This is a genomic window from Arthrobacter liuii, from assembly GCF_014639275.1.
Classification (GTDB): Bacteria; Actinomycetota; Actinomycetes; order Actinomycetales; family Micrococcaceae; genus Arthrobacter; species Arthrobacter liuii.
This window is the reverse complement of sequence record NZ_BMFW01000002.1, coordinates 91973-112271: the sequence shown is the minus strand read 5'-3', so window position 1 is coordinate 112271 and position 20299 is coordinate 91973. Positions and strand designations below refer to the sequence as shown.

Genomic DNA, 20299 nt, shown 5'->3' with positions numbered 1-20299 from the left:
ACCCAGGGGACGGCCCGCCGTCGAACGTTATTCCGTGAAAAATGCTAGCTGTAGAGCTCGCTCTTGGGCTGGTTGTCCTTGACCTTCTGCCAGCCCAGCCACAGGACCACGGCGAAGAACGGGATGGTGGCCAGGGTCCACAGGCCCAGGTAGAACACTTCGCCGTCCTTGCTGGTCATGGTGTCGAAGCCAATGAGCACGGTGATGGCGAGCAGGCCCAGCATGCCCGCCCAGCTGGTCCATGGCGAACCGGGCATGGGCAGGGTGGAGGTGACGCCCTTGCGGCGCCGGAGCACGATCTGGCTGGCAAAGATGGAGCCCCAGCAGAAGATCACGCCGATGGAGGCGGTGTTCAGGGCGAGGTCGAACGCGTGCGAGCCGCCCAGCCAGATGTTCAGCAGGATCCCCACCAGGTAGAACGCGGCGATGGCGAGAATGGCCGCGTACGGGACGTGCCGCTTGGACATTTTGGTGAGCCATTGCGGGGCGTGGCCGTTGTTGGCCATGGTGCGGAAGACGCGTCCGATGGAGTACAGGCCCGAGTTGCAGGAGGAAAGCGCTGCGGTGATGACGATCATGTTCATCACATCACCCACCCAGCCCAGGCCCATCTGGCCGAAGACGGTGACGAACGGCGAGGTGCCGGCCTTGTACTGGTCGGACGGAAGCAGCATGGCCAGCAGCAGGACGGACCCTACGTAGAACACCACGATGCGGAGTACGACGGCGCGGATCGCCTTGGGCACTTCGCGTTCCGGCTTTTGCATCTCGCCGGCGGTGACGCCAACCAACTCGATGCCGTTGTAGGCGAAGATCACGGCATTCAGGACCAGGACCATCACCAGCGCGCCCTTGGGGAACATGCCGCCCTCGGACGCGAAGAGGTTCGACACGGATGCGTGGCCGTCGCCCACCTTGGCGTTGGTGACCACCATGAAGGTGCCCACGGCCAGGAAAATGACGATTGCGCCGACCTTGAGGCAGGACGCCCAGAATTCGAACTCGCCAAACGCCTTGACGCTGAGCAGGTTGACGGCCACCAGGAGTGCCAGCGCGGCGATGGCCGAGGCTTCCACGGGGACGTTGGGGAAGAAGAACTGGAAGTACAGGCCGATCGCGATGAGCTCCGCGATGCCGGTCATGCCCCAGTTGATGAAGTACATCCAGCCGGACATGAAGGCGCCCTTTTTGCCGAACATCTCGCCGGCATAGCTCACCAGGGAGCCGGAGGTCTGGCGGTACATGATGAGTTCGCCCAGGGCGCGCATCAGGAGGTAGGCGATGACGCCGGCGATGGCGTAGGAGAAGATCAGGGCCGGGCCGGTGGAGGCCAGGCGCCCGCCGGCTCCCATGAAGAGGCCCACGCCGATGGCGCCGCCCATGGCGATCATGGTGACGTGGCGGCGGCCAAGGGTCTTGCTGTAGCCCTCGGCGCTGAGGGAGGGGTCGACGGCGGTGGATGGCGCCGTGCTGTTCATTAGGTCTGTGGGGGTACTTTGAGGCACAACTGTTCCTTGTGGGTTGGGGGTTGGCCGCATCCGGACTTCGTATGATCAAGCTCACAAAATTCGGCCTGTGGGCCGTGCAACCAGCAATTGTGAGGGCAAATCGTCGAACTGCCGAAGCTTCACGCGACCTGATCATCCTACAAGACCGTCGGGGGTGGTACGTGACGCGCACTACATCCGGGTGCCCGGCGATAGGCTGGAGGCATGGCCACAGTCCGCCGCTTACCGCCCGCTCCGCAGCCCCAGCTGTACCGTTTCTCCGCCATGGACCTGGCCACCCTGTGCCTCTATGTTGCGATTGCCGGGTTCTTCGCTGCCGCGGGTGATTTGGTGGCCCCGTTCCTTCGGCAGATTACCCCCTCCCCGGCGGCGGCCTCTTACGCCGTGAACCTGCTGTTCTATGCCTCGGTGGGAATACTCGCGCTCCTGGCGGCCCGCAAAGTGGTGGTCCGCGACCTTAAGGTCCTGGCAACGCGGCCCTGGTTCACGCTGTTGATGGTGCCCGCGGCGGTGATCGCGATGATGATCCTCACCGCGGTGGTGGTGGCCGCAAACGGGCAGGTGGAAACCTCCGCGAACCAGGCCGGGCTGCAGGCGCTGATGCAGCAGGTCCCCGCCTGGCTCATGGTTCCGCTCCTGGTAGTGGTGGGCCCCTTCGTGGAGGAATACATCTTCCGCCACCTCCTGATCGGGAAACTGGGCAGGCGGGTGAACGTCTGGATCTGCTGCGCCCTGTCCGTAGGGCTGTTCGCGGCCCTGCACATCGTGGGGCAGGAAGCGATTACCGTCACCGCGTTGCTGCCCTACCTGGCCATGGGCGCCACGCTGGTGTTCGTCTACATGTGGACCGGCAGGAACGTGATGTTCTCCTACTTCGTGCACGCATCCAAGAACCTGCTGGCCGTAATCCTGGTCTACGCCATCCCGCCCGAAGTCTTCAACCAGATGCAGAACGTGCAGGCGTAGGTACCGCCGGCTCCCCCAAAGATCTTCCGCAACGCCCCCGCCGCATTTACCGTGGACGGATGGGACTGAACATCCAGATAGTTGTCGATTCCGCCCGGCCGCACGAGCTCGCAGACTGGTGGGCAGAAACCCTGCAGTGGGCGGTGGAGCCGCAGGACGCCGGATTCATCCGCTCCATGGTCGAGCAGGGGTTCGCCACGGAGGACCAGACCATGACGCACCGCGGCGACCTGGTGTGGAAGGACGGCGCAGCCATCCGGCCGCCGGAGGAGATTGAGGCTCCGGCCCCGGAGCGGCGGATCCTGTTCCAGGCCGCACCCGAGGGGAAAACGGTAAAGAACCGGGTGCACTGGGACGTCAGGCTCGACGGCCGGGACAAGGACGACGTGCGGCGCGAACTCGAAGCCCGCGGCGCCTCCTTCCTCTGGTCCGCGCGGCAGGGCCCGCATTCCTGGCATACCATGGCGGACCCCGAGGGCAACGAGTTCTGCATCAGCTGACACCGATTACTAGACTTGGACGGTGAGCAACCAGATCCCCGCCCCGGTGTCCGATGTCTTCGATCCCACCCGCTGGCGGGTGGTCTCCGGTTTCGAGGACTTCCAGGACATGACCTACCACCGCCAGGTGGAGCGGGATACCGACGGCGGCTGGGTCCGGGACCTGCCCACGGTCCGCATCGCGTTCAACCGCCCCGAGGTCCGCAACGCGTTCCGGCCCGGCACCGTGGACGAGCTCTACCGGGCCATGGACCACGCCCGGATGACGCCCGACGTCGCAACCGTCCTGCTCACCGGCAACGGCCCGTCCCCCCAGGACGGCGGCCATTCCTTCTGCTCCGGCGGCGACCAGCGGATCCGGGGAAGGGACGGCTACCGGTATGCCGACGGCGAGACGCAGGAAACCATCGACCCCGCCCGCGCCGGCAGGCTGCACATCCTGGAAGTCCAGCGGCTCATGCGCACCATGCCCAAGGTGGTCATCGCCGTCGTCAACGGCTGGGCAGCCGGCGGCGGGCACTCGCTGCACGTGGTGGCGGACCTCACCATTGCATCCCGGCAGCACGGCAGGTTCAAGCAGACGGACGCCACCGTGGGAAGTTTCGACGCCGGCTACGGCTCGGCCCTGCTGGCCCGGCAGGTGGGGCAAAAAACCGCCCGCGAGATTTTCTTCCTGGCACGCGAATATTCCGCAGAGGACATGGTTCGGATGGGCGCGGTGAATGAGGCCGTGGACCACGCGCGGCTGGAGGAGGTGGCGCTGGAGTACTCGGCGGACATCGCCCGGCAGTCCCCGCAGGCCATCCGCATGCTGAAGTTCGCCTTCAACCTGGCCGACGACGGCCTGGCCGGCCAGCAGGTGTTCGCCGGTGAAGCTACCCGCCTGGCATATATGACGGACGAGGCTGTGGAGGGCAAGGAGGCCTTCCTGCAAAAACGCGACCCCGACTGGTCACGCTTTCCGCACTACTTCTAAGGCAGGACGGCAATGAACAGCGAAGCAACCCCGGCGTCCGTCCCCGGCGGACCCCTCAACATCGAACCCGCCCTGAAAGCCCTGGCGGCCGCCCTCCACGGTGAGGGCCCCGCCGTCGAACTATCCGTCGGGCGTGACGGCGGACTCCTTGTGGGGCACGTCGATACCCCAGGCTGCGACGACGCCGTGGCCGTGGTCCGCACCTCCGGATCCACGGGTGCACCCAAGGCAACGCTGCTGACCGTTGAGTCGCTGGCTGCCTCCTCGATGGCCACAGCGCTGCGGCTCAAGGGCGAGGGCCAGTGGCTCCTGGCCCTGCCGGTGCAGTTCGTCGCCGGCATCCAGGTGCTGGTGCGGTCCCTGTTTGCCGGGACCCGACCCTGGGTCATGGACATGTCCGGCGGCTTCACCCCGGAAGCCTTCACCGCCGCCGCGCTGGAACTGACCGACAAAATCCGCTTCACCTCGCTGGTCCCCACGCAGCTCCAGCGCCTCCTGGATGATCCGTCGCCGGACACGCTGGCGGTGCTCCGCCGGTTCAATGCCATCCTGCTGGGCGGCGCACCTGCACCGCAGGCCCTGCTGGCGGCCGCCCGCGACGCCGGGGTACGGGTCATCACCACGTACGGTTCCGCGGAAACCTCCGGCGGCTGCGTGTACGACGGCTACCCGTTGGAAGGCGTTTCGGTCCGGGTAGATACCGACGGCCGCATCCTGCTGGGCGGGGACACGGTCGCTGCCGGCTACATCGAGGCGCCCGACGAGGAAACCCGAACGTTCTTTGAGGAGGACGGGGTGCGCTGGTACCGCACCAGCGATCTGGGCACGATCGACGACGACGGCCGGCTCACCGTGCTGGGCCGCGCCGACGACGTCATCATCACCGGCGGCGTCAAGGTCTCCGCCGGGCATGTGCAGGAGCAGTTGGAACAGTCCGACGCCGTCGCAGCGGCTTTCGTGGCCGGCGTCCCGTCCGCCGAGTGGGGGCAGGCCGTGGCGGCCTACGTGGCCCTGGCCGGGGACGGCGCTGGCGGGGAGCGCGGGTCAAGGCAACGAGGTGCCGCCGGGCAGCAAGCCGGGGACGCCGCCGTCGTACTCCAACAGCACTGGCAGCGGCAACTGGGGGTCCTGGCGCCCAAAACCGTCCTCACCGCGTCTGCATTGCGGATGTTGCCGAACGGCAAACCGGACCGGCTCGCCATGACCGCCGAACTCAGCGCCCTGCACGGGGGAAAGTAGAGTGGACCCTGCACCACCGCGGCGGGTGCGCCCGTTCCATCCTGCCGTCTACCGAAACAACACGAGGTACTAACCGTGGCCACAGCCGCCCAATGGATCCAAGGCGCCCGACTCCGGACGCTCCCGGCAGCAATAGCTCCGGTGCTGATCGGCACTGCCGCCGCCTACGAAATGGACTCGTTCCTCCTGCCCAACGCCATCCTCGCGGCGTTGGTGGCGCTCCTGCTCCAGGTGGGCGTGAACTTCGCCAACGACTACTCGGACGGCATCCGCGGGACGGACGATGACCGGGTAGGTCCGCTGCGGCTGGTGGGCTCGGGGGCCGCCAAGCCGGAGCACGTCAAGTGGGCGGCGTTGGGAACGTTCGCCCTGGCCATGGTGTTCGGCCTGGTTCTGGTGTTGCTCACCCAGGCATGGTGGCTGATCCTGGTGGGCCTGGGCTGTGTGATGGCCGCGTGGGGCTACACCGGCGGCAAGAACCCCTACGGCTACATGGGCCTGGGCGACCTCTTCGTGTTCGTCTTCTTCGGCCTGGTGGCCACCCTGGGCACCACCTACACCCAGGCCGGGCACATCAGCCTGTCCGCGGTCATTGGTGCCATCGGCACCGGACTCATCGCCACCGCGCTGCTCATGGCCAACAACGTCCGGGACATTCCCACCGACATGCAGGCCGGCAAGAAAACCCTGGCCGTGCGGCTTGGGGACAAGCACGCGCGTGAAAGCTACGTCCTGATGCTCGCCGTCGCCATCCTGCTGGTGGTGATCCTGGCACCGGGACGGCCGTGGATCCTGATCGTGCTGCTGCTCATTCCGGCCTGCTTGATGCCGGCTTGGCTGATGATCAACGGCCGCAAGCGCAAGAGCCTGATCCCGGTCCTGAAGCAGACCGGCCTGATCAACCTCGGCTACAGTGTGCTGTTCTCACTGGGGCTGATCCTCAGCCACGGTTTCTAGCTGTTCTTACTGCCCTTGGCGTTGTTGATGGTGATGTCCGGATTGGCGTCAAGCAGCGCGTCCTCAGCGTTTGCGTCCTGGACCTCGCCTGCCGAGCGCAGCGGCTTGGCCTTCCCGGAGAAGCGGTGCTGCAGGGCTGCGGTGGCAGCGTCGCGCTGCTTCTGGAAAAACAGGTAGCTGATGGCGAAGGCAATGAGCGCGGCGCAAATGACGGACATCAACACCCCCACCTGCAGGAGCGCGAACAGGACAAACAGGGGCACGAAGATTGCCAGCCGGATCAGGGAGTATTTCAAAAAGGCCACTACCCAAGTTTAGCCGTCTCCGCCCGCGGCCCCTGCGCGTTCCGACGATAGACTTAATGGCATGCTCTTCCGTGTGGCTTTGGCCGTCGCAGTCCTCGTCATCTTCGTGTATGGCCTTGTGGACGTGATTCGCACTGAGGGCCGCCTGACCCGTGGCATCTCCAAACCGGCCTGGATCATCGTGCAGATCGTCCTTCCCGTCCTGGGTGCCATCCTGTGGCTGCTGGTCGGCCGGCCGCGTGGGACAGCGCAGCCACGGCCCAGCTACCCCCATCCCACGGCACCGGATGATGATCCGGACTTCCTCCGCAACCTTGAGGCCCGCCGCCGCTCCCAGGCCGAGGCGGAGCGCCTGAAGAAGCTTCGCGACGAGCTGGAGGCCAAGGCCAAGGAGGACGGCGGGAAGCGCCAGCGCGGCACCGACGAACACGATACCGACGGACTGAAGTAAGGCCCATGGCGTCCCAACCCGGCGGCGAAGAGCGGCGCGTTTCCGCTCCCCCACCGCGGCCCGGCCTCTCCTACTCGGCGCCGCCGCCCATCCCGGTCGCTCCCCCGGTTCCCCGGACAGTCCGCACCGCCCGGACGCTCTGGCTGCTCAGCTTCGCCGCGGGGCTGGCGGTCCTGCTGGGATCCTTCGTGGCCCGCGAATCAAACCTGCAGCGGCTCCGCGGGGTAGTGGCCGGCATGGCTGCGGGCAGCGACACCGAGTCGGTGGGTACCGCGGCGGGCATCGTCTTCTGGGGAAGCATCTGCGCACTGCTGCTGGTGACCCTGCTTGAGGCGGTTGTCCTTGCTGCGGTGCTGGGCCGCCGGAGCTGGGCCCGCTGGACGCTGGTTCCCCTCCTGGCCAGCCATCTGCTCCTCCTGGTTCCGGCGTCCGCCTTCCTGGTCCCCGGTGGCGCCGCGGGCAGCTACGTGGTGATGCTGTGGGGGGCCGGGCTGCTCCTTGCCTTCGCCGGGCTGGTGCTTCTGTTCCTGCCGTCCGCCGGCGCGTGGCTGAGGCGGGAGCAGGCGCTAGGTTGAGCGCGCACGTCCCGCGCTGACCGCGGCTGCCGGTCCCATCCGGTCCCTGCCTGTGCAATCCGCCAGGATACCCTCACAGCTGCGGATCACAACGCGGCAGGCTTCAAGTGCGGAACGTGCCGTCAGCGGGCTTTCAGCTGCTCCGCGCCAGCGGACCAGGCGCCGCCGGGCTTCGGCCGCCAGCACCTCGGGTCCGGAGTCGGGCGCCACGCCCAGCCGCCGGGACGCGGCCGCGCCGCAGCCCCCGATGAGCTGTTCTGCATCGGCCGCAAGTTCGGGGGCCAGGCCCACCCCCGTGGTCCGCAGCGCCGCCAGGAGCCGGAGTTCGCGGAACTCATGCGCGTTGGCCTGCAGCCGCTCCAGGGAGGCCGCCAAACGGTCTGTCCCCTGCCGGGGGCGGCTGTCCAGGAGGTTTCCCACCGCCGCCAGCGCCGTCCGGGCCTTCAATGCCCCTGCCCTCGCCTGGAACTGCAGGCCCAGCACCTCCAGCAGCGGGTCCAGGCCGCTGCGGCGTGCCAGTTCGTGGGCCAGCGGGGTGGGTTCCGTGAACCCGTTGCGGATCAGGACCACGGCCAGCCGGATGCCAAAGAGCCCATAGCGCTCCAGCAGTGATGCCCGTGCGTCTTCCGTCAGCCCCGCAGGTTCCGTGGACCGGCGGAACCTGTCCGCCGACAGCATCATCCGTTCGCGCGCGGCGCGGTCCAGGGTAGCCAGCAACTGGAGGGCTTCGAAGTCCGGCTGGCGCAAGGTGCGGGCGCTTTGGGCCAGCAGCCCGGCCACCGGGACAACGCCCAGCGCCAGCTTCCGGAGGTTGGGGTCCCGGCTGTACCTTTCCGCGATGCCGGCGGCGGACAAAAGGGAGTCGATGCGTCCGGCTCCCACCTCATCGGCCCGGGACAGCACCGCGATGGCGTTGACCGTGCCCGACCGGCCGGCCTCGGTGTCACGGAATGATTCCAGGAAGCGCAGATCGGAGGCGTGCATGTGGCGCATCAAATAGATGACGGCATCAGCTTCCGACGGCGAATCCTCCGGGGTCAGGAACCTTACGGACCGTGCGGATACATCCTGGGAGAGGGAGGCGATCCCGGGGGTGTCGATCAGCGTCATGGCCTGCAGGGCCGGGGACGGCCATTCAACGTCGAGCCACTCCACTTCTTCGGCCCGCACGCCGTCCAGGACGAAGACCAGGCGCCCGTCCACGCGCTTCAGCGGCAGGTTCCGGGGTTCCCCCGCTGTGGGGTGCAGGGTGATTCGGGGCGTGTGTCCGTGACGGTACCAGGTGAGGATCCGGGTGCATTCGCCTGTATCCGTGGGCGCAATCTCCTCCCCGATGATGGCGTTGAGGAGCGTTGACTTACCTGCCTTCACCATGCCGGCAACAGCAACCCTCAGCGGCTCAGCCAGCCGCCGGGCATAGTCCTGCAGCGCCTCGGTTGCTTGCGGGTCGTCGCCATAGACCTCAAGCGCTTCCCGGATCAGCGCTGCGGCCCCGGCCGTGGTGGATGCCGTCATCCCACCCCCGCCGCAGTGCGGGTCCCGCCAGCGGCGGCTTCCGCTGACACTGCTTCGGCCGCCCGGTGCAGCGCATCGACCTTTTGGAGCTCTGCCTTGATGTCCCGAATGCGGCCTTCCTTCTCCTGGGCATACGAGTTGGCGGCCTTCTGGGCCACGGCCACTGAATCCGACAGCGAGCGGTGGTATTCATCCGCGATCTCTGTGAAGTGGTCCCTAATGGTGCGCTGAACCAGGCGCAGCCTGTCCTTCAGTTGCTTGCCCACCTGGAACGTCACATCGTCCAGTTGGCGCCTGACCAGGGCTTTGGCCTCGCCCTGGCGGCGCTTCAGCCGCGTTTCCCTGTCCTCCCGGTAGGCCTTGCGCCCCAGCAGCAGCCCCGCGCCCACCGAGAGCGGATTGATCAGGGCCATCCCGAAAATTCCCGTCAGGAGGCCAAACATCAACACACCGCCATAGGATCCGCGCATGCCGATGAGGACTTTCTGGATCGGATTGACGCGGCCCGGGTCCAGCTCCGGCATCTGGTCCACCGGGTCCAAGGCATCTCCGGAGTCGGACACATGCAGGACGGGCAGCGACACCTCGTCGGCGGCGAAGTGCTCGGCCACCTGTGCCGCCAGCCACTGCGACCGCTCACTGGTCCAGACGAACGTATCCGAAACCGCTGCGGCAACGCACTCTTCGAGCCACTGGGAGAATTGCGTCCACACAGGGCCGGGATCGCCTTGGTCGATGGCACTCTCGGCTTCCCTTTGGATCCGGCGCAGGCGGTCCCGGAGGTCGTATTCCATGTCGGCAATGAGGTCGTTGATGCCGTCGCTGAGCGTGAGCTGCCAGCGGGCCGACCGCTTCCGCAGGTCGTCCGCCTCCGTCTTGGCCTGTTCAAGCGCTGCGAGCATTTGTGGCGTATTGGCGGGGTTCTCCAACGCCTCAAGTTCGGATTGCAGGGACAGCCGCAGGTTGTCGGTAACCGAGAGCAGGTCCTGGCTTACCGAGCGCCGCTGGATTCGTTGTGCCTTGCCCACCACGTCGTTGCGCAAGTGGGCGACCAAGGCCGGGAAGCCCGACTCGGTGTTGAGCTCGCTGTCCTGGAGCCGGGACGCCTCGAGGCGGAGGTCCGCGGACAACGGAAACAGCGGAATGTCAGGAGCCACCTGGTCCAGGTGTGCCCTGTCCAGCTCCTCCACGCGGCGCCAGTCCGGGTAAAGGTCGGTCTTGGACAGGACCGCTGCAACGCTGGGGGTGATCCGCATGGCCTGGCGCAGGAACCGCAGTTCCGGTTCCGTGTATTCCTGGGACGAGTCCGAAACCAGCAGCATGGCGTCCGCGGTGGGGAGGGCGGTGAGGGTGGTCAGGGTGTGCGTGGAGCCCATGCCCCCCACCCCTGGGGAGTCTATGACGGTGAGGCCGCCGGTGAGGATCCGGCGGGGCAGGCAGACCTCAGCGGCCACGAGTTTCCGGGCGTTGCCCGGGTTGCCCTGCTCGGAGACGAGGGAAGGCAGGTCCTGCAGGTCCACGGGCCGGCGCTCCACGCTGCCGTCCCCGCCGTCGCCGGCACCGTTCCCGGCAGGGCTGTCCGACGTGGGGACCAGGACGGCGGCCGAGGCTGGTTCGCCGTAACGGACGATGGTGGGCAGGGAAGTGGCAATATCGTCATCCACGGGACACACCGGGGCGTTCACCAGGGCATTGATGAGCTTGCTCTTCCCCTGCTTGAACTCGCCCACCACGATGACCCTGATGCTGGGGTCCTGCAACCGGAACATGGCCTGCTCCAGCCTGCGGCGCAGGTCCGAGCGGTCCCCGTTGCCCACCAACTGCAGGCCCTGCTCGACGAGCTTCATCAGCTGTCCGGCCGTCATGGGCCCCCGTGGCCTTGCCGGTCCTGCTTCTGCCACAGCGTGTCCCCTGTCCCAGCGCCTAAGCCCTGTCCCGGTGCCGAAAATCTGCTCCAGTCCGAAAATCCTGCCTGCGGTAAAGCCGGAAGAGCCCGGCAGGAGGTTTATGCCTCCTGCCGGGCGGTTTGCCTCCCGCCACCAGCGTGTTACAGCACGGTGGAGTCGTCAACCACCGAATGGTCAATGGTGGCGTGGTTTTCCAGGTCCGGATCTGTGTGGACGGAGTGGTCCTCCGTGAAGCCGAGCTGGTTGTCCGCCATCACCAGGTTGTCCTCGGCGATGTTTGTGGCCGAATTGTCCTGAATGGAACCGTCCACGTGGAGATCCACCGCGGTGTCGGCGGAGCTGTCGTGGTTGAAGGAATCCTCGGCCACGGTGGAGTTGTCGTGGTTGAAGGAGTCGTCCACCGCCACGGAGTTGTGGGAGGAGTTGTCGGAATTGTCGTTGGACGAGTCCCGGACATCGAGGGCCACGTCGGTGCTGACGGAGTGGTCCGAGTGGTCCGAGTAGGCGGCACGGTCCGAGTTGTCGTTGAAGGAATCGTCCACGTCCAGGCCCAGGTCGGTGTTGAAGGAGTCGGAGATGGCCGTTTCCTCATTGCCGATGCTGACGTCTCCCCCGGCGTGGATGGAGTTGTCCGTGGAGTGGTCGGTGTCGTGGGAATCCCTGATGTTGTTGGAGTCCCGGACGCCGGCGTCGTCACCGGCGGCGACAGCCCGGTCGCCGGAGGCAACCACGGCATCGTTGTCGAACCACTGCTCCACGTCTCCGTGTGCCCAGATGTTCTGGTGGACGGACTGGTCAGTGACGGTGTCATGGTCGTCCAGCATGGTGGTGTTCGTGGTGTAGGAGAAGTGGTTCACCACGTGGTGGAGCTGCTGGACCGCGTGGGCATGGTCATCGTGGTCGTAGTTTGGGCCGCCCTGCCCGCCGGCATGGATGGTTGACACGCTTCCGGGGTGGCCCGTCGACGTGCCTACTGGCCCGGCCCAGGCACTGTTGCCGCCGGTGATGTGCGCCCGGCCGAAGGACGCCGCATTGACGGTGATGGGAGCGTAGTCGAGGACAACAGGCATTGCGGCGTCAACGTCAGCCGAGCACACGTTGCCCAGGCCGTGTTCCTCCAGTGCCCTGGCAGGGTCGTCCAGAAACTCCTGGATCGCTTCCCGGTCCCCGAAGAGGTGCATGAGGAACTGAACAAGGTCGTTTGCGAGTGTTGGCATATGCGTGGTCCTCACATCTTCTTGATTCGGGGATCATCCGGCGAACGTATCCGGTTGTTTCAAACCTAATTTCGCTGCCGGGACAGGGCATCGGGCGCTTCCCCCCTAGCCGCCGGAGCCTGTCCGGGGCCTAGGCGCCTGCGCGCCTAGGGGTGTTAGGGGGGTCATTCCTGTTGCGGATTCAGATGCTGGGAATGTTCAACGCCAAGGGCCAGGCGCAGGCGGGCCAACAGGTCGGAACGGTTTTCCGCGCCCAGACGGCGCCTGATCCTGGCGATGTGGTGCTCTGCGGTCCGGGGCGAAATGTAGATCGCCTCACCGATTTCCCGGTAGGTCTTGCCCTCAAGCACCAGCCTGGCCACTTCCTTCTCGCGCTCGCTCAGTCCGGAGGCGTCCGGCTGCCCCGCTTTGCCGCCGATGTCAGCACCGCTTCCTGCCTGCACCTCCGAGGACCCGGATGCACCGGCAGGACTGCCTTGCGGATGAAGGTCCCGTGCGCAGGAGAGCAGTCGCATCATGTCCCGTCGCTCGTCCGCGCGTGCGGCGGCGTGCCCGGCGAGCCTTGCCCCTTCCCAAGGCATTCCAACCGCACCCAGCAACCGGGCGGCGCCCTCCACCTCGGACGTCCGGAACCGGCCGGCCAGCACCGATACCCAGGCTTTGCCTGCCGTGGCCAGGACTGCGGCGATTTGGCTGTGGGCTGAGGCCCGTGCCAGGGCGGTTGCGTGGGGGGCGAGATCGGCGGGGCTTTCGTTGAGCAGCGCGGCCTGGACGGCGGCCCAGTGCAGGGGGACGGCCCACAGTGCAGGTGCGCCCAGGCGGGCCAGCAGCTTCCAGGCTTCTTCCATGTACTGGGCTACACGGCGCGTCTCCCGCAGGCGGGCAGCAGCAATCAGCAGTTCCCCCCACGGCAGCAGGTTGTAGAGGTCCACGGAGGTGTGGAGCATGGCTTCGCGGGCCCGTTCCCATGCCCTCAGGAGCTCCGGCACGTCACCGTTCCGGCGGGCGAGCCCCACCTCGAGTGCAGCGCACATAAACTCGTCGCGCGGGACCAGCGGCCAGTGGTTGGCTTTGGAAGCTTCCGTGGCGGCAAGGCGGGCCTCCTCCAGTTTGTCCTGCATCATGGCCGACCAGGCCTGGAGCAGCAGGAGCCTGGGTTGGGCGGCATTGCCTCCCTGCCCCGCCGCGGACGCGGCCCGGCAGACGGTTTCGGCAAGGTGCGGCTCGCCGCTGTGCAAGGCCAGCAGGGCTGCCAGGGCGGCTGGCGCCTCCGGCAGTGGAAGGGACGCGCCTGCCGAGTTCAGCATGTCCGATGCATGGATCAGGATGGATATGCCTTGTTGTGGTTTTTCTCCCAGGGACGCAAGGATTCCCTGGCCGGTATGGACCAGGGCAGCTGCCAGGAGTGTTGGGGAGGCCGCCGGGGCCTCGGGTTGGAAGAAGGCCTCCGCACCCGCCCGGTCTCCGGCGCCGATCATGGCGACGGCGGCAAGGGGCGCCGAGGGGCCCACACGCCCCGGGCCCAGCCAGCTGTAGACGTCGGCTCCGCGGGCCAGCATTCCCCGCTGCGCCCAGACAGAGGCAGCCACGTCCGCGCCGCGGCGCACGTCCGGCGGGTCCGCGCTGACCAGGAGGGCGTCGATGATGCGGGCCGCGGCATCGAGTTCCCCGTCGCCGGCCGCGGCCTGGGCACGCCTTGCAGCGGTGGCCAGCGGGTCGGCGCCGGCCAGGAGCGCCTCCTCGTAGAGCTGCGCCGCAAGCCTGGGGTCATCCTCCAGCGCGGCGTTCGCCCATTGCTCCAGTTCAGCAGCCACCCGGTGATCGGCGAGGCCGCCCCTGGCCAGCTCGCGGGCGAGGTTGCCGAGCGGTTGTCCAGTGGAGGCGAAAACGGTCACGAGCTCACGCTGGAGCGCATGCACCTTGGCCGTTGGGGTGGCGGCCAGCAGGGCGTGCTGTGCGGTCCCCACCACCGTGCCGTCGGCCCTCAACAGTCCCGCGGCCTCAGCGCGGTCCACCAGGGAGTCAAGGTCCTCCACCGCCCCGCTGGCGAATTTGTGCTGGAGGCCGGCCGGGAGGGGTCCCGGCAGGGCGAAGCCCACCGAGAGTGCCAGCAGCAGCTCACGCACGGCGGCGTTGGCACCCTTCAATTGCTTGGCCATCAGCTCCGCGCCATGCGGTGGATGCCCTTGGTGGTCCGGTGAAGTGTGCAGGGGTACGGGGCGCTCCGCCCGCTGAAGATGCCCGTCCATGTCAGGCCGCCGGAGAGGTGGTCGGAGCCGTCGCGACGGCTGTTTCAGTGGCGGTGGCGGTGGCAGTGGGCTCCTCCGGTGTTGGTGACGGGGCCACGGCCGGTGTGGGCGTCAATTCCGCCGTTGCGGAAACGGCTGGGTAACCTGTTGGGTCTGTGGCCGCCAACGTTGTGGGTGTCGCTGTTGGCGACACGCTGCCGGTAGCAGATGAAGTCGTGCCGGGCCCCGGAGAAGCGGTGCCGGAAGCAGGGGTCGGCCGATCGGTGGTGCCCGGCGAGGTTGGAGCCGCAGTGCCCGTCGAGGTCGGAGCTGGAGTGCCGGGCGCCGTGGTGCCAACGGGGGCAGTGGCCGTGGGGACGGGTTGCGTGGGGAGTGGTTGCGTGGTGGCGGACGGCGTTGCCGTGCCCACGACTGCGGAATTTGGAACGATCCCGGTCCCGGCCGTGGCCCCACTGGATCCGGCGGGCGGCTTCGCGGCCGGGGCTCCACCTGCCGCAGCAGGTCCACCCGCAGCAGGCCGGCCCGCTGCCGCCGTCGCTTCGCTGCCGGAGGAATGGTTGGTGGGCGAAGCGGATGCCTCGAGCCCGGGCCTTTGTGCGATCGGCTTCCTGGCGCTGGCCTCGATCCCGGCGAGCGGCTGGGGGGCGGCAACGGCGGCTGCTCCCCCTCCGCCGGGCGGTGCTTCCGTCCCACCGGTTCCGCTGGAACCGCCGGTGGTGCTGGCACCGGCCTGCGGAACGAACATCGCGGTCAGGCTTCCGAAGCCGTCCGGGCTTTGCGCGGCAGTGGCCGTGAGAACGGTCAGGACAGCTGCGGCAGCGGCGACAGCCGTGACACGGACCGTGGGTTTGGGCGCGTGCGCGCCCCTTTCCCCATGCCGTGCCCCGCGGGTGGCGCCTGGCCCGGTTCCGGAGCCCGCCGCCGTCGGATATTTGCGCGACCAACTGGGCCTGCCTGGGATTCCTGGAGCAGGTGGCACTTCGGAAGGCACGACGGCGGCGGCCGCCGCTTTTGCCGCCGCTTCAGTCCCTGCCACGGGAGCTTCCACCGCTTCAGTTTCTGCCCTGGCCGCGGCAGTGTGGGCGAGAAGGGCCGCCACCGCAGCCCCCAGGCAGATGGACGACTTGGGGTCCGCGTCCACTGCAATGGGCCGGTCCAGCTCCTCTGACACCACCTGCGCCACCAGCGGGATCCGGGACGAGCCCCCGATCAGCAGCACCGTGGACAGGTCAGCGGGCTCCAGGTGGAGCTGGGCAAGGGAGTGCTCCAGCGCCTCCACCGTTTCCCGCACGGACTCTTCGATCAGCGCCTCGAACTCGGAACGGACCAGGCGTACCTGCTGCTGGATGCCGGGCAGGAGCACTGGGATGTTCGCCTCACTGTCCACGGAGAGGGCTTCCTTGGCCTCAACGCACTCGCGCCGGAGCCGGGTCATGGCACCAAGCACTGCGGGATCAGTGGGGTCGAGGTCTGCCAGGGCGTTCCCGGTGTGCTCGGCAACGTAGCGGAATACCGCGGCATCAAAGTCGGCGCCGCCCAGGTCTTCGATGCCCTCCGGACGCCCCACCAGCTCAAAGCGGCTGCTGCCGGACTTCCTCAGGACCGCGGTGTCGAAGGTCCCGCCGCCAAGATCGTAAACGGCGATAGTGCTGCCTTCCTCCACCCGCACCTGGGATGCGTAGTGCAGGGCGGCGGCCTCAGGTTCGGGAAGGAGCGTAATGTTCCCCAGGCCGTGGGCGGCGAGGGCGCCGCGGACACTGGCCAGTCGATGGCTGCCCCAGGTGGCGGGGTGGGTCAGGAAAACGGCCGACGGCGGGCCCCCCTCGCGTTCGGCAGCCCGGTCGGCCACCCACCTGGCCATGGTGGCGAAGACGTCCTCTGCCTGCAGCGCCAGCGTGCCAAGGATGATGGGCACGTCGTCACCGATCCGGCGCTTGAATTCCCTCACCACGCGTTCCGGCGAGTCCAGCCCGCGGCGTTCCGCGGCCTCCCCCACCAGGACAGTGCCTTCCTCCGGGTAGTACACCACGGAGGGAACGGATGCTCCACGCGCACCAAGGGGCAGGCACTCTGGCGCAGAGGAGGGACCCTGATGAAAACGAACAACGGCGGCTGCCGTGAAGCTCGTCCCGACGTCTACGGCGAGGGCGTAGCTCATGGTTACCTCGGAAGGCTGGGAGTCCACACGCAAGCTTCATCACAGTGGACGACACCAACGTAGCATTACCGAAGGACCGGGGAACACCCCTGTTGCTACATCGAATGGTTATTTGGCGGCCAGTTGGCACATTCCAGGGCGAAAGGCCCGGGACGCCACGGTTTAAAGGCCGGAGTAGGAGTGGAGCCCGTTGAAGAACTGGTTCACGATGGTGAAGTTGAAGATCACGCAAAGGTAGCCCACGATGGACAGCCACGCGGCGCGTGTTCCGGTCCAGCCGCGGGTGGCACGGGCGTGCAGGTATCCGGCGTAGACAACCCAGATAACGAAGGTCCACACCTCTTTGGTGTCCCAGCCCCAGAACCGGCCCCAGGCCTTTTCCGCCCAGATCGCACCGAACATCAAGGTGAAGGTCCAGCCGATAAAGGCGATGGCATTGATGCGGTAGGAGAGGTTCTCCAAGCTCAGCGCCGAGGGCACCAGGCGCATGAAGCCGAGCTTGTCCGCGCCACCGGCAGCAACGGTCCTCTGCCGGTGGGACTGCACCAGCTGCAGGGCGGACATTGCGAAGGTCAGGGTGAACAGGGCCGAGGAAAGCACCGCGATGGATACGTGGATGACCAGCCAGTAGCTCTGCAGCGCGGGAACCAGGTGGCCCACCGGGGTCCAGAACGCCACTGAGGCGGCCACCAGCATAATGACCACCAGGCCGACGACGAACGTACCAAGGAAGCGCAGGTCGCGCCGGATCAGCGAGAGCAGGAACACGGCCGCCACCAGGAACGCGCCGGTGGTGAGGAATTCATACATGTTGCCCCACGGCACCCGGCCGGCACCCAGGGCCCTGGTGACCACGCCGGCGCCGTGGATGACGACGGCGAGGGTGGTCAGGGCTACGGCGACCCGCGCCGGAACGCGGCGCTCCGTGGCGTACTTCATGTCGCCGTCGGCCGTCATCACACCGCCGGTTCCTGCTCCGCCGGCCCTGGCAGCTGACGACGACGGGCGCTCGGCCCGGTCGGCCGGTCCGTCCAGTCGGGCCCCGGCTGAGCCGGCCCCAACACCGGCGCCTACGGGAACCTTGGCGGCAGCGCCGGCATGGGCGGCCCTGAGGTCCACCGCGCGAAGCGCCTTGCTGCTCTTGGCCAGGTCCCAGGCGAAGGCGATGAAGGCCACCGTGTAGGTACCCGCCGCCAGCAGCATGAAGAGTTCGCTGTACTGGCCCATGGTTTCGTTGATTCCAAATGGCATTACTGGTCCTTTTCGGGCCCGGTGGGGCCTGCTGGGGTGGTGACGGAGCCTGCGACATTATCGCTTGGCCGGCTGGGAGTTTGCTGGGACTGTGCCGCGTCTTCAGCGGCCACGTCCTCGGGAGCGGCATCCCCGGGCAGTTGCCATTCGGCGGCGAACAGCTTCCGCAGCGCTGCTGCCTCCCCGGCCAGGCGGTGGTCTTCGCCGCGGGCCAGGAGCCCGTATTCCACCATGGTCCGGCCGTCAGCCGCGGTGCCGGTGCGCACCCAGACGCGGCGGCGGTTGACGTAGAGCGAAAGGATGAGGCCGGCCACAGCCAGGAGGGCGAAGACCAGCGCGTAGGCCTGCCCCGGGTTGTGGTGGATGTCCACGCCGATGTAGCGCTTCACGCCGTCGAAGCTGATGGTTCCCTTGCCGTCGGGCAGCGTGAAGGTGGAGCCCGGCACCAGGGTGATGCCGCCGGCCGCCAGGTTCCTTGCGTTGAGCGGCGTCAGGTTCTTGACGTCCAGTTCGAAAACGTTCTGGGGGGCGCCGCTGTTCAGGCCCAGGTCCCCGTAGTAGGAGTTCAGGGTCAGCTGCGGGTTGAACAGCTCCGGGTCGGCGCTGAACGAAACGTTCTTGTCATTGACGAACGCCGTGGGCAGGAAGAAGCCCACGAAGCCCAGCTGGTCCGGCTGCGCGTCGGGAACCTTGATCACCACGGAGGAGTAGTAGTTCTCGCCCTGCAGTTTGGCCACCACCGGGCCCTGCATGGCCACATTGCCTTGCCCGTCCCGGACGGTCACGACTGGTGCGTAACCGTTGCCGGTGAGGTAGATGCTGGTCCCGCCCAGGCTCACGGGGTCGTTGACCTTCAGGATCTCCTGCTTGGGCGCGGCGTCCGGGTTTTCCTTGGTGGTCACGGTGGCGGCGAAATCGATGGGCTGGCCGAACTTGCCCTTCGATTCGCGGTCGAACGTGATGTTGAATTTGTCCAGCTGGAGCGAATATGGCTGCAGCTGGCTGGACTGGAAGTTGGTGCCCGGGTTGAACTGGTCGTAGCCCACCAGGGTGTTGACGAACGTGTCGCCCTCCACCAGGATGCGCTGGCCGCTGTACCCGAACAGGCCGCCGGCGGCCACGGACACCAGCACGCCGATGAGCGAGGTGTGGAAGACGAGGTTGCCCACTTCCTTCATGAAGCCGCGTTCGGCACCCAGGGACGGAACGGCGCCGTCGGCATCCCTGACCTCCACCCGGTAGCCGCGTTTCCTTAGCACCCCTGCCGCGCCGTTGATGGCGTCCGACGCCGGGATGCCGGTACCGGAGGGAATCACCAGGGTGCCGTATTCCGGCAGCCGGGACAGGCGCTGCGGCGTACGCGGCGGCTGGGAGCGCATGGCTTTGTAGTGGGCGATGGCGCGCGGCACCACGCAGCCGATCAGGGAGATGAACAGCAGGAGGTAGATCGCGGAGAACCACGCTGACGAGTAGACGTCGTAGAGCTGCAGGGAGTCCAGCAGCTTGCCGTAGTCCGGGTGGTCCTTGATGTACTGGGTCACCACCGCGGGGTTGGCCGGCCGCTGCGGGAACAGCGATCCGGGGACGGCCGCGACGGCCAGGAGCAGCAACAGGAACAGCGCGGTGCGCATGCTGGTCAGCTGGGTCCAGGCCCACCGGAGCATGCCCTTGGGGCCCAGGGCCGGAAGGGCTGCCTGGGCTTTTGCCTCCGCGACAGGGGCGGATTGCTTCTTCTTTACGTTCACACGCTCGCTCATCAGATCGGCAACTTCACGTCGGTTTGGAACCAGTACTGCAGCCCGGTCACCCAGGCCCCCCACACGCCGGTGGCCATCAGCAGCCCGAGTACCACCAGGATTCCGCCGCCGGTGCGCTGAATGGCCAGGCGGTGTTTGCGGAAGAATGCCATGACGCCCATTCCGCGGCGCAGGGCCAGCGCGATCAGCAGGAACGGGATGCCCAGGCCCAGGCTGTACACAAAGGCCAGGAAGGCGCCCTTGGCGGCCGAGGATCCGCCGGAGAGGCTGAGCAGCTGCACGGCAGAGTAGGTGGGGCCGATGCAAGGCGCCCAGCCCAGCCCGAATGTCAGGCCCAGCAGGGGCGCGCCCCAAAGGCCGGCGGGCGGCTTGGCATGGATTTTCGCGTCCCGCTGGAGCCAGCTGAAACCGCCCATGAAGACGATGCCCATGATGATCACCAGGACCCCCAGGAGCTGGGTGATCCAGGCGTTCTGGCTGCCGGTGATGAGGGTGCCCAGCTGGCCGAACGCGCCGCCCAGCAGGACGAAGATCACGGAGAAGCCCAGGACGAACAACCCGATGCCGGCCAGCATCCGGCCGCGCTTTTGCTTTTGCAGGTCGACGCCGCTCAGGCCGGTCACGTAGCCCAGGTAGCCGGGAACCAGGGGAAGGACACAGGGCGAAAGGAAGGAGACCAGTCCGGCGAGCAGTGCCACCGGAATGGCCAGCAGGAGCGAGCCGCTGAGGATGGCTTCGGCGAAGGGGCTGTTCACGGTCCCGGCCTGT

The 20299-nt window shown here is 67.3% G+C and carries 17 protein-coding genes; 7 read left to right on the top strand and 10 right to left on the bottom strand.

The window, feature by feature from the left end; genetic code table 11:
• Window positions 1–44: 44 nt before the first annotated feature.
• Window positions 45–1505: an amino acid permease gene (locus IEW19_RS02465; RefSeq protein ID WP_188570108.1), complete on the bottom strand. Its 1461-nt coding sequence runs from the start codon at window positions 1503–1505 to the stop codon at window positions 45–47.
• A 207-nt stretch (window positions 1506–1712) separates the two neighbouring features.
• On the opposite strand from IEW19_RS02465, the gene IEW19_RS02460 reads away from it, so the two are divergent.
• The 5 genes from IEW19_RS02460 to IEW19_RS02440 all read left to right on the top strand — a co-directional run bounded on the left by IEW19_RS02460 (window position 1713) and on the right by IEW19_RS02440 (window position 6146).
• Window positions 1713–2474 (top strand): CPBP family intramembrane glutamic endopeptidase, encoded by a 762-nt coding sequence (locus tag IEW19_RS02460; RefSeq protein ID WP_188570107.1) that lies wholly within the window; start codon window positions 1713–1715, stop codon window positions 2472–2474.
• A 59-nt stretch (window positions 2475–2533) separates the two neighbouring features.
• Entirely contained in the window at window positions 2534–2974 is a 441-nt protein-coding gene (locus IEW19_RS02455; protein WP_188570106.1) for a VOC family protein, read from the top strand.
• Window positions 2975–2996: 22 nt separating this feature from the next.
• Window positions 2997–3950, top strand: coding sequence for a 1,4-dihydroxy-2-naphthoyl-CoA synthase (locus IEW19_RS02450; RefSeq protein ID WP_188570105.1), 954 nt, complete (start codon window positions 2997–2999; stop codon window positions 3948–3950).
• Window positions 3951–3962: 12 nt separating this feature from the next.
• Window positions 3963–5189: an AMP-binding protein gene (locus IEW19_RS02445; protein ID WP_188570104.1), complete on the top strand. Its 1227-nt coding sequence runs from the start codon at window positions 3963–3965 to the stop codon at window positions 5187–5189.
• A gap of 75 nt (window positions 5190–5264) precedes the next feature.
• Complete coding sequence (locus IEW19_RS02440; RefSeq protein WP_188570103.1) at window positions 5265–6146, top strand: 1,4-dihydroxy-2-naphthoate polyprenyltransferase; 882 nt, start codon at window positions 5265–5267, stop codon at window positions 6144–6146.
• Here the strand turns inward: IEW19_RS02440 and IEW19_RS02435 are convergent.
• Window positions 6143–6451, bottom strand: coding sequence for a DUF4229 domain-containing protein (locus tag IEW19_RS02435; protein ID WP_188570102.1), 309 nt, complete (start codon window positions 6449–6451; stop codon window positions 6143–6145). The genes IEW19_RS02440 and IEW19_RS02435 overlap by 4 nt on opposite strands.
• A 61-nt stretch (window positions 6452–6512) precedes the next feature.
• Between IEW19_RS02435 and IEW19_RS02430 the strand changes: the two genes are divergently transcribed.
• Both IEW19_RS02430 and IEW19_RS02425 read left to right on the top strand, forming a co-directional pair.
• Window positions 6513–6902, top strand: a complete 390-nt coding sequence (locus IEW19_RS02430) for a PLD nuclease N-terminal domain-containing protein (protein ID WP_188570101.1) — start codon at window positions 6513–6515, stop codon at window positions 6900–6902.
• A gap of 5 nt (window positions 6903–6907) precedes the next feature.
• The gene (locus tag IEW19_RS02425; protein WP_229748270.1) at window positions 6908–7477 is read left to right on the top strand and encodes a hypothetical protein; all 570 of its coding nucleotides are present in this window, start codon (window positions 6908–6910) and stop codon (window positions 7475–7477) included.
• Here IEW19_RS02425 and IEW19_RS02420 read toward each other — a convergent pair.
• The 8 genes from IEW19_RS02420 to IEW19_RS02385 form a co-directional block, all read right to left on the bottom strand.
• Window positions 7469–8992 (bottom strand): dynamin family protein, encoded by a 1524-nt coding sequence (locus IEW19_RS02420; RefSeq protein ID WP_188570100.1) that lies wholly within the window; start codon window positions 8990–8992, stop codon window positions 7469–7471. The genes IEW19_RS02425 and IEW19_RS02420 overlap by 9 nt on opposite strands.
• Complete coding sequence (locus IEW19_RS02415) at window positions 8989–10857, bottom strand: dynamin family protein (protein ID WP_188570099.1); 1869 nt, start codon at window positions 10855–10857, stop codon at window positions 8989–8991. The genes IEW19_RS02420 and IEW19_RS02415 overlap by 4 nt, the downstream gene beginning before the upstream one ends.
• Before the next feature lie 182 nt (window positions 10858–11039).
• Window positions 11040–12116, bottom strand: coding sequence for an IniB N-terminal domain-containing protein (locus IEW19_RS02410; RefSeq protein ID WP_188570098.1), 1077 nt, complete (start codon window positions 12114–12116; stop codon window positions 11040–11042).
• A 164-nt stretch (window positions 12117–12280) separates the two neighbouring features.
• Entirely contained in the window at window positions 12281–14365 is a 2085-nt protein-coding gene (locus IEW19_RS02405; protein ID WP_188570097.1) for a LuxR C-terminal-related transcriptional regulator, read from the bottom strand.
• 1 nt (window position 14366) lies between these two features.
• The gene (locus tag IEW19_RS02400; RefSeq protein WP_188570369.1) at window positions 14367–16523 is read right to left on the bottom strand and encodes an Hsp70 family protein; all 2157 of its coding nucleotides are present in this window, start codon (window positions 16521–16523) and stop codon (window positions 14367–14369) included.
• Between the two features lie 162 nt (window positions 16524–16685).
• Window positions 16686–17774 carry a c-type cytochrome biogenesis protein CcsB gene (gene ccsB / locus IEW19_RS02395; protein WP_188570096.1) on the bottom strand — a complete coding sequence of 363 codons (1089 nt, stop codon included), beginning with the start codon at window positions 17772–17774 and terminating at the stop codon, window positions 16686–16688.
• Complete coding sequence (gene resB, locus IEW19_RS02390; protein WP_188570095.1) at window positions 17774–19531, bottom strand: cytochrome c biogenesis protein ResB; 1758 nt, start codon at window positions 19529–19531, stop codon at window positions 17774–17776. Before resB ends, ccsB begins: the two co-directional genes overlap by 1 nt.
• The gene (locus tag IEW19_RS02385) at window positions 19531–20286 is read right to left on the bottom strand and encodes a cytochrome c biogenesis CcdA family protein (protein WP_188570094.1); all 756 of its coding nucleotides are present in this window, start codon (window positions 20284–20286) and stop codon (window positions 19531–19533) included. The genes resB and IEW19_RS02385 overlap by 1 nt, the downstream gene beginning before the upstream one ends.
• Between the last annotated feature and the right edge of the window lie 13 nt (window positions 20287–20299).

Bases quoted from the DNA above. Each gene is read 5' to 3' on its own strand.
- IEW19_RS02460 (WP_188570107.1), top strand. From the start codon at position 1,713: ATGGCCACAGTCCGCCGCTTACCGCCCGCTCCGCAGCCCCAGCTGTAC.
- IEW19_RS02455 (WP_188570106.1), top strand. From the start codon at position 2,534: ATGGGACTGAACATCCAGATAGTTGTCGATTCCGCCCGGCCGCACGAG.
- IEW19_RS02445 (WP_188570104.1), top strand. From the start codon at position 3,963: ATGAACAGCGAAGCAACCCCGGCGTCCGTCCCCGGCGGACCCCTCAAC.
- IEW19_RS02430 (WP_188570101.1), top strand. From the start codon at position 6,513: ATGCTCTTCCGTGTGGCTTTGGCCGTCGCAGTCCTCGTCATCTTCGTG.
- IEW19_RS02425 (WP_229748270.1), top strand. From the start codon at position 6,908: ATGGCGTCCCAACCCGGCGGCGAAGAGCGGCGCGTTTCCGCTCCCCCA.
- IEW19_RS02420 (WP_188570100.1), bottom strand. From the start codon at position 8,992: ATGACGGCATCCACCACGGCCGGGGCCGCAGCGCTGATCCGGGAAGCG.
- IEW19_RS02415 (WP_188570099.1), bottom strand. From the start codon at position 10,857: ATGACGGCCGGACAGCTGATGAAGCTCGTCGAGCAGGGCCTGCAGTTG.
- IEW19_RS02410 (WP_188570098.1), bottom strand. From the start codon at position 12,116: ATGCCAACACTCGCAAACGACCTTGTTCAGTTCCTCATGCACCTCTTC.
- IEW19_RS02405 (WP_188570097.1), bottom strand. From the start codon at position 14,365: ATGGACGGGCATCTTCAGCGGGCGGAGCGCCCCGTACCCCTGCACACT.
- IEW19_RS02400 (WP_188570369.1), bottom strand. From the start codon at position 16,523: ATGAGCTACGCCCTCGCCGTAGACGTCGGGACGAGCTTCACGGCAGCC.
- ccsB (WP_188570096.1), bottom strand. From the start codon at position 17,774: ATGCCATTTGGAATCAACGAAACCATGGGCCAGTACAGCGAACTCTTC.
- resB (WP_188570095.1), bottom strand. From the start codon at position 19,531: ATGAGCGAGCGTGTGAACGTAAAGAAGAAGCAATCCGCCCCTGTCGCG.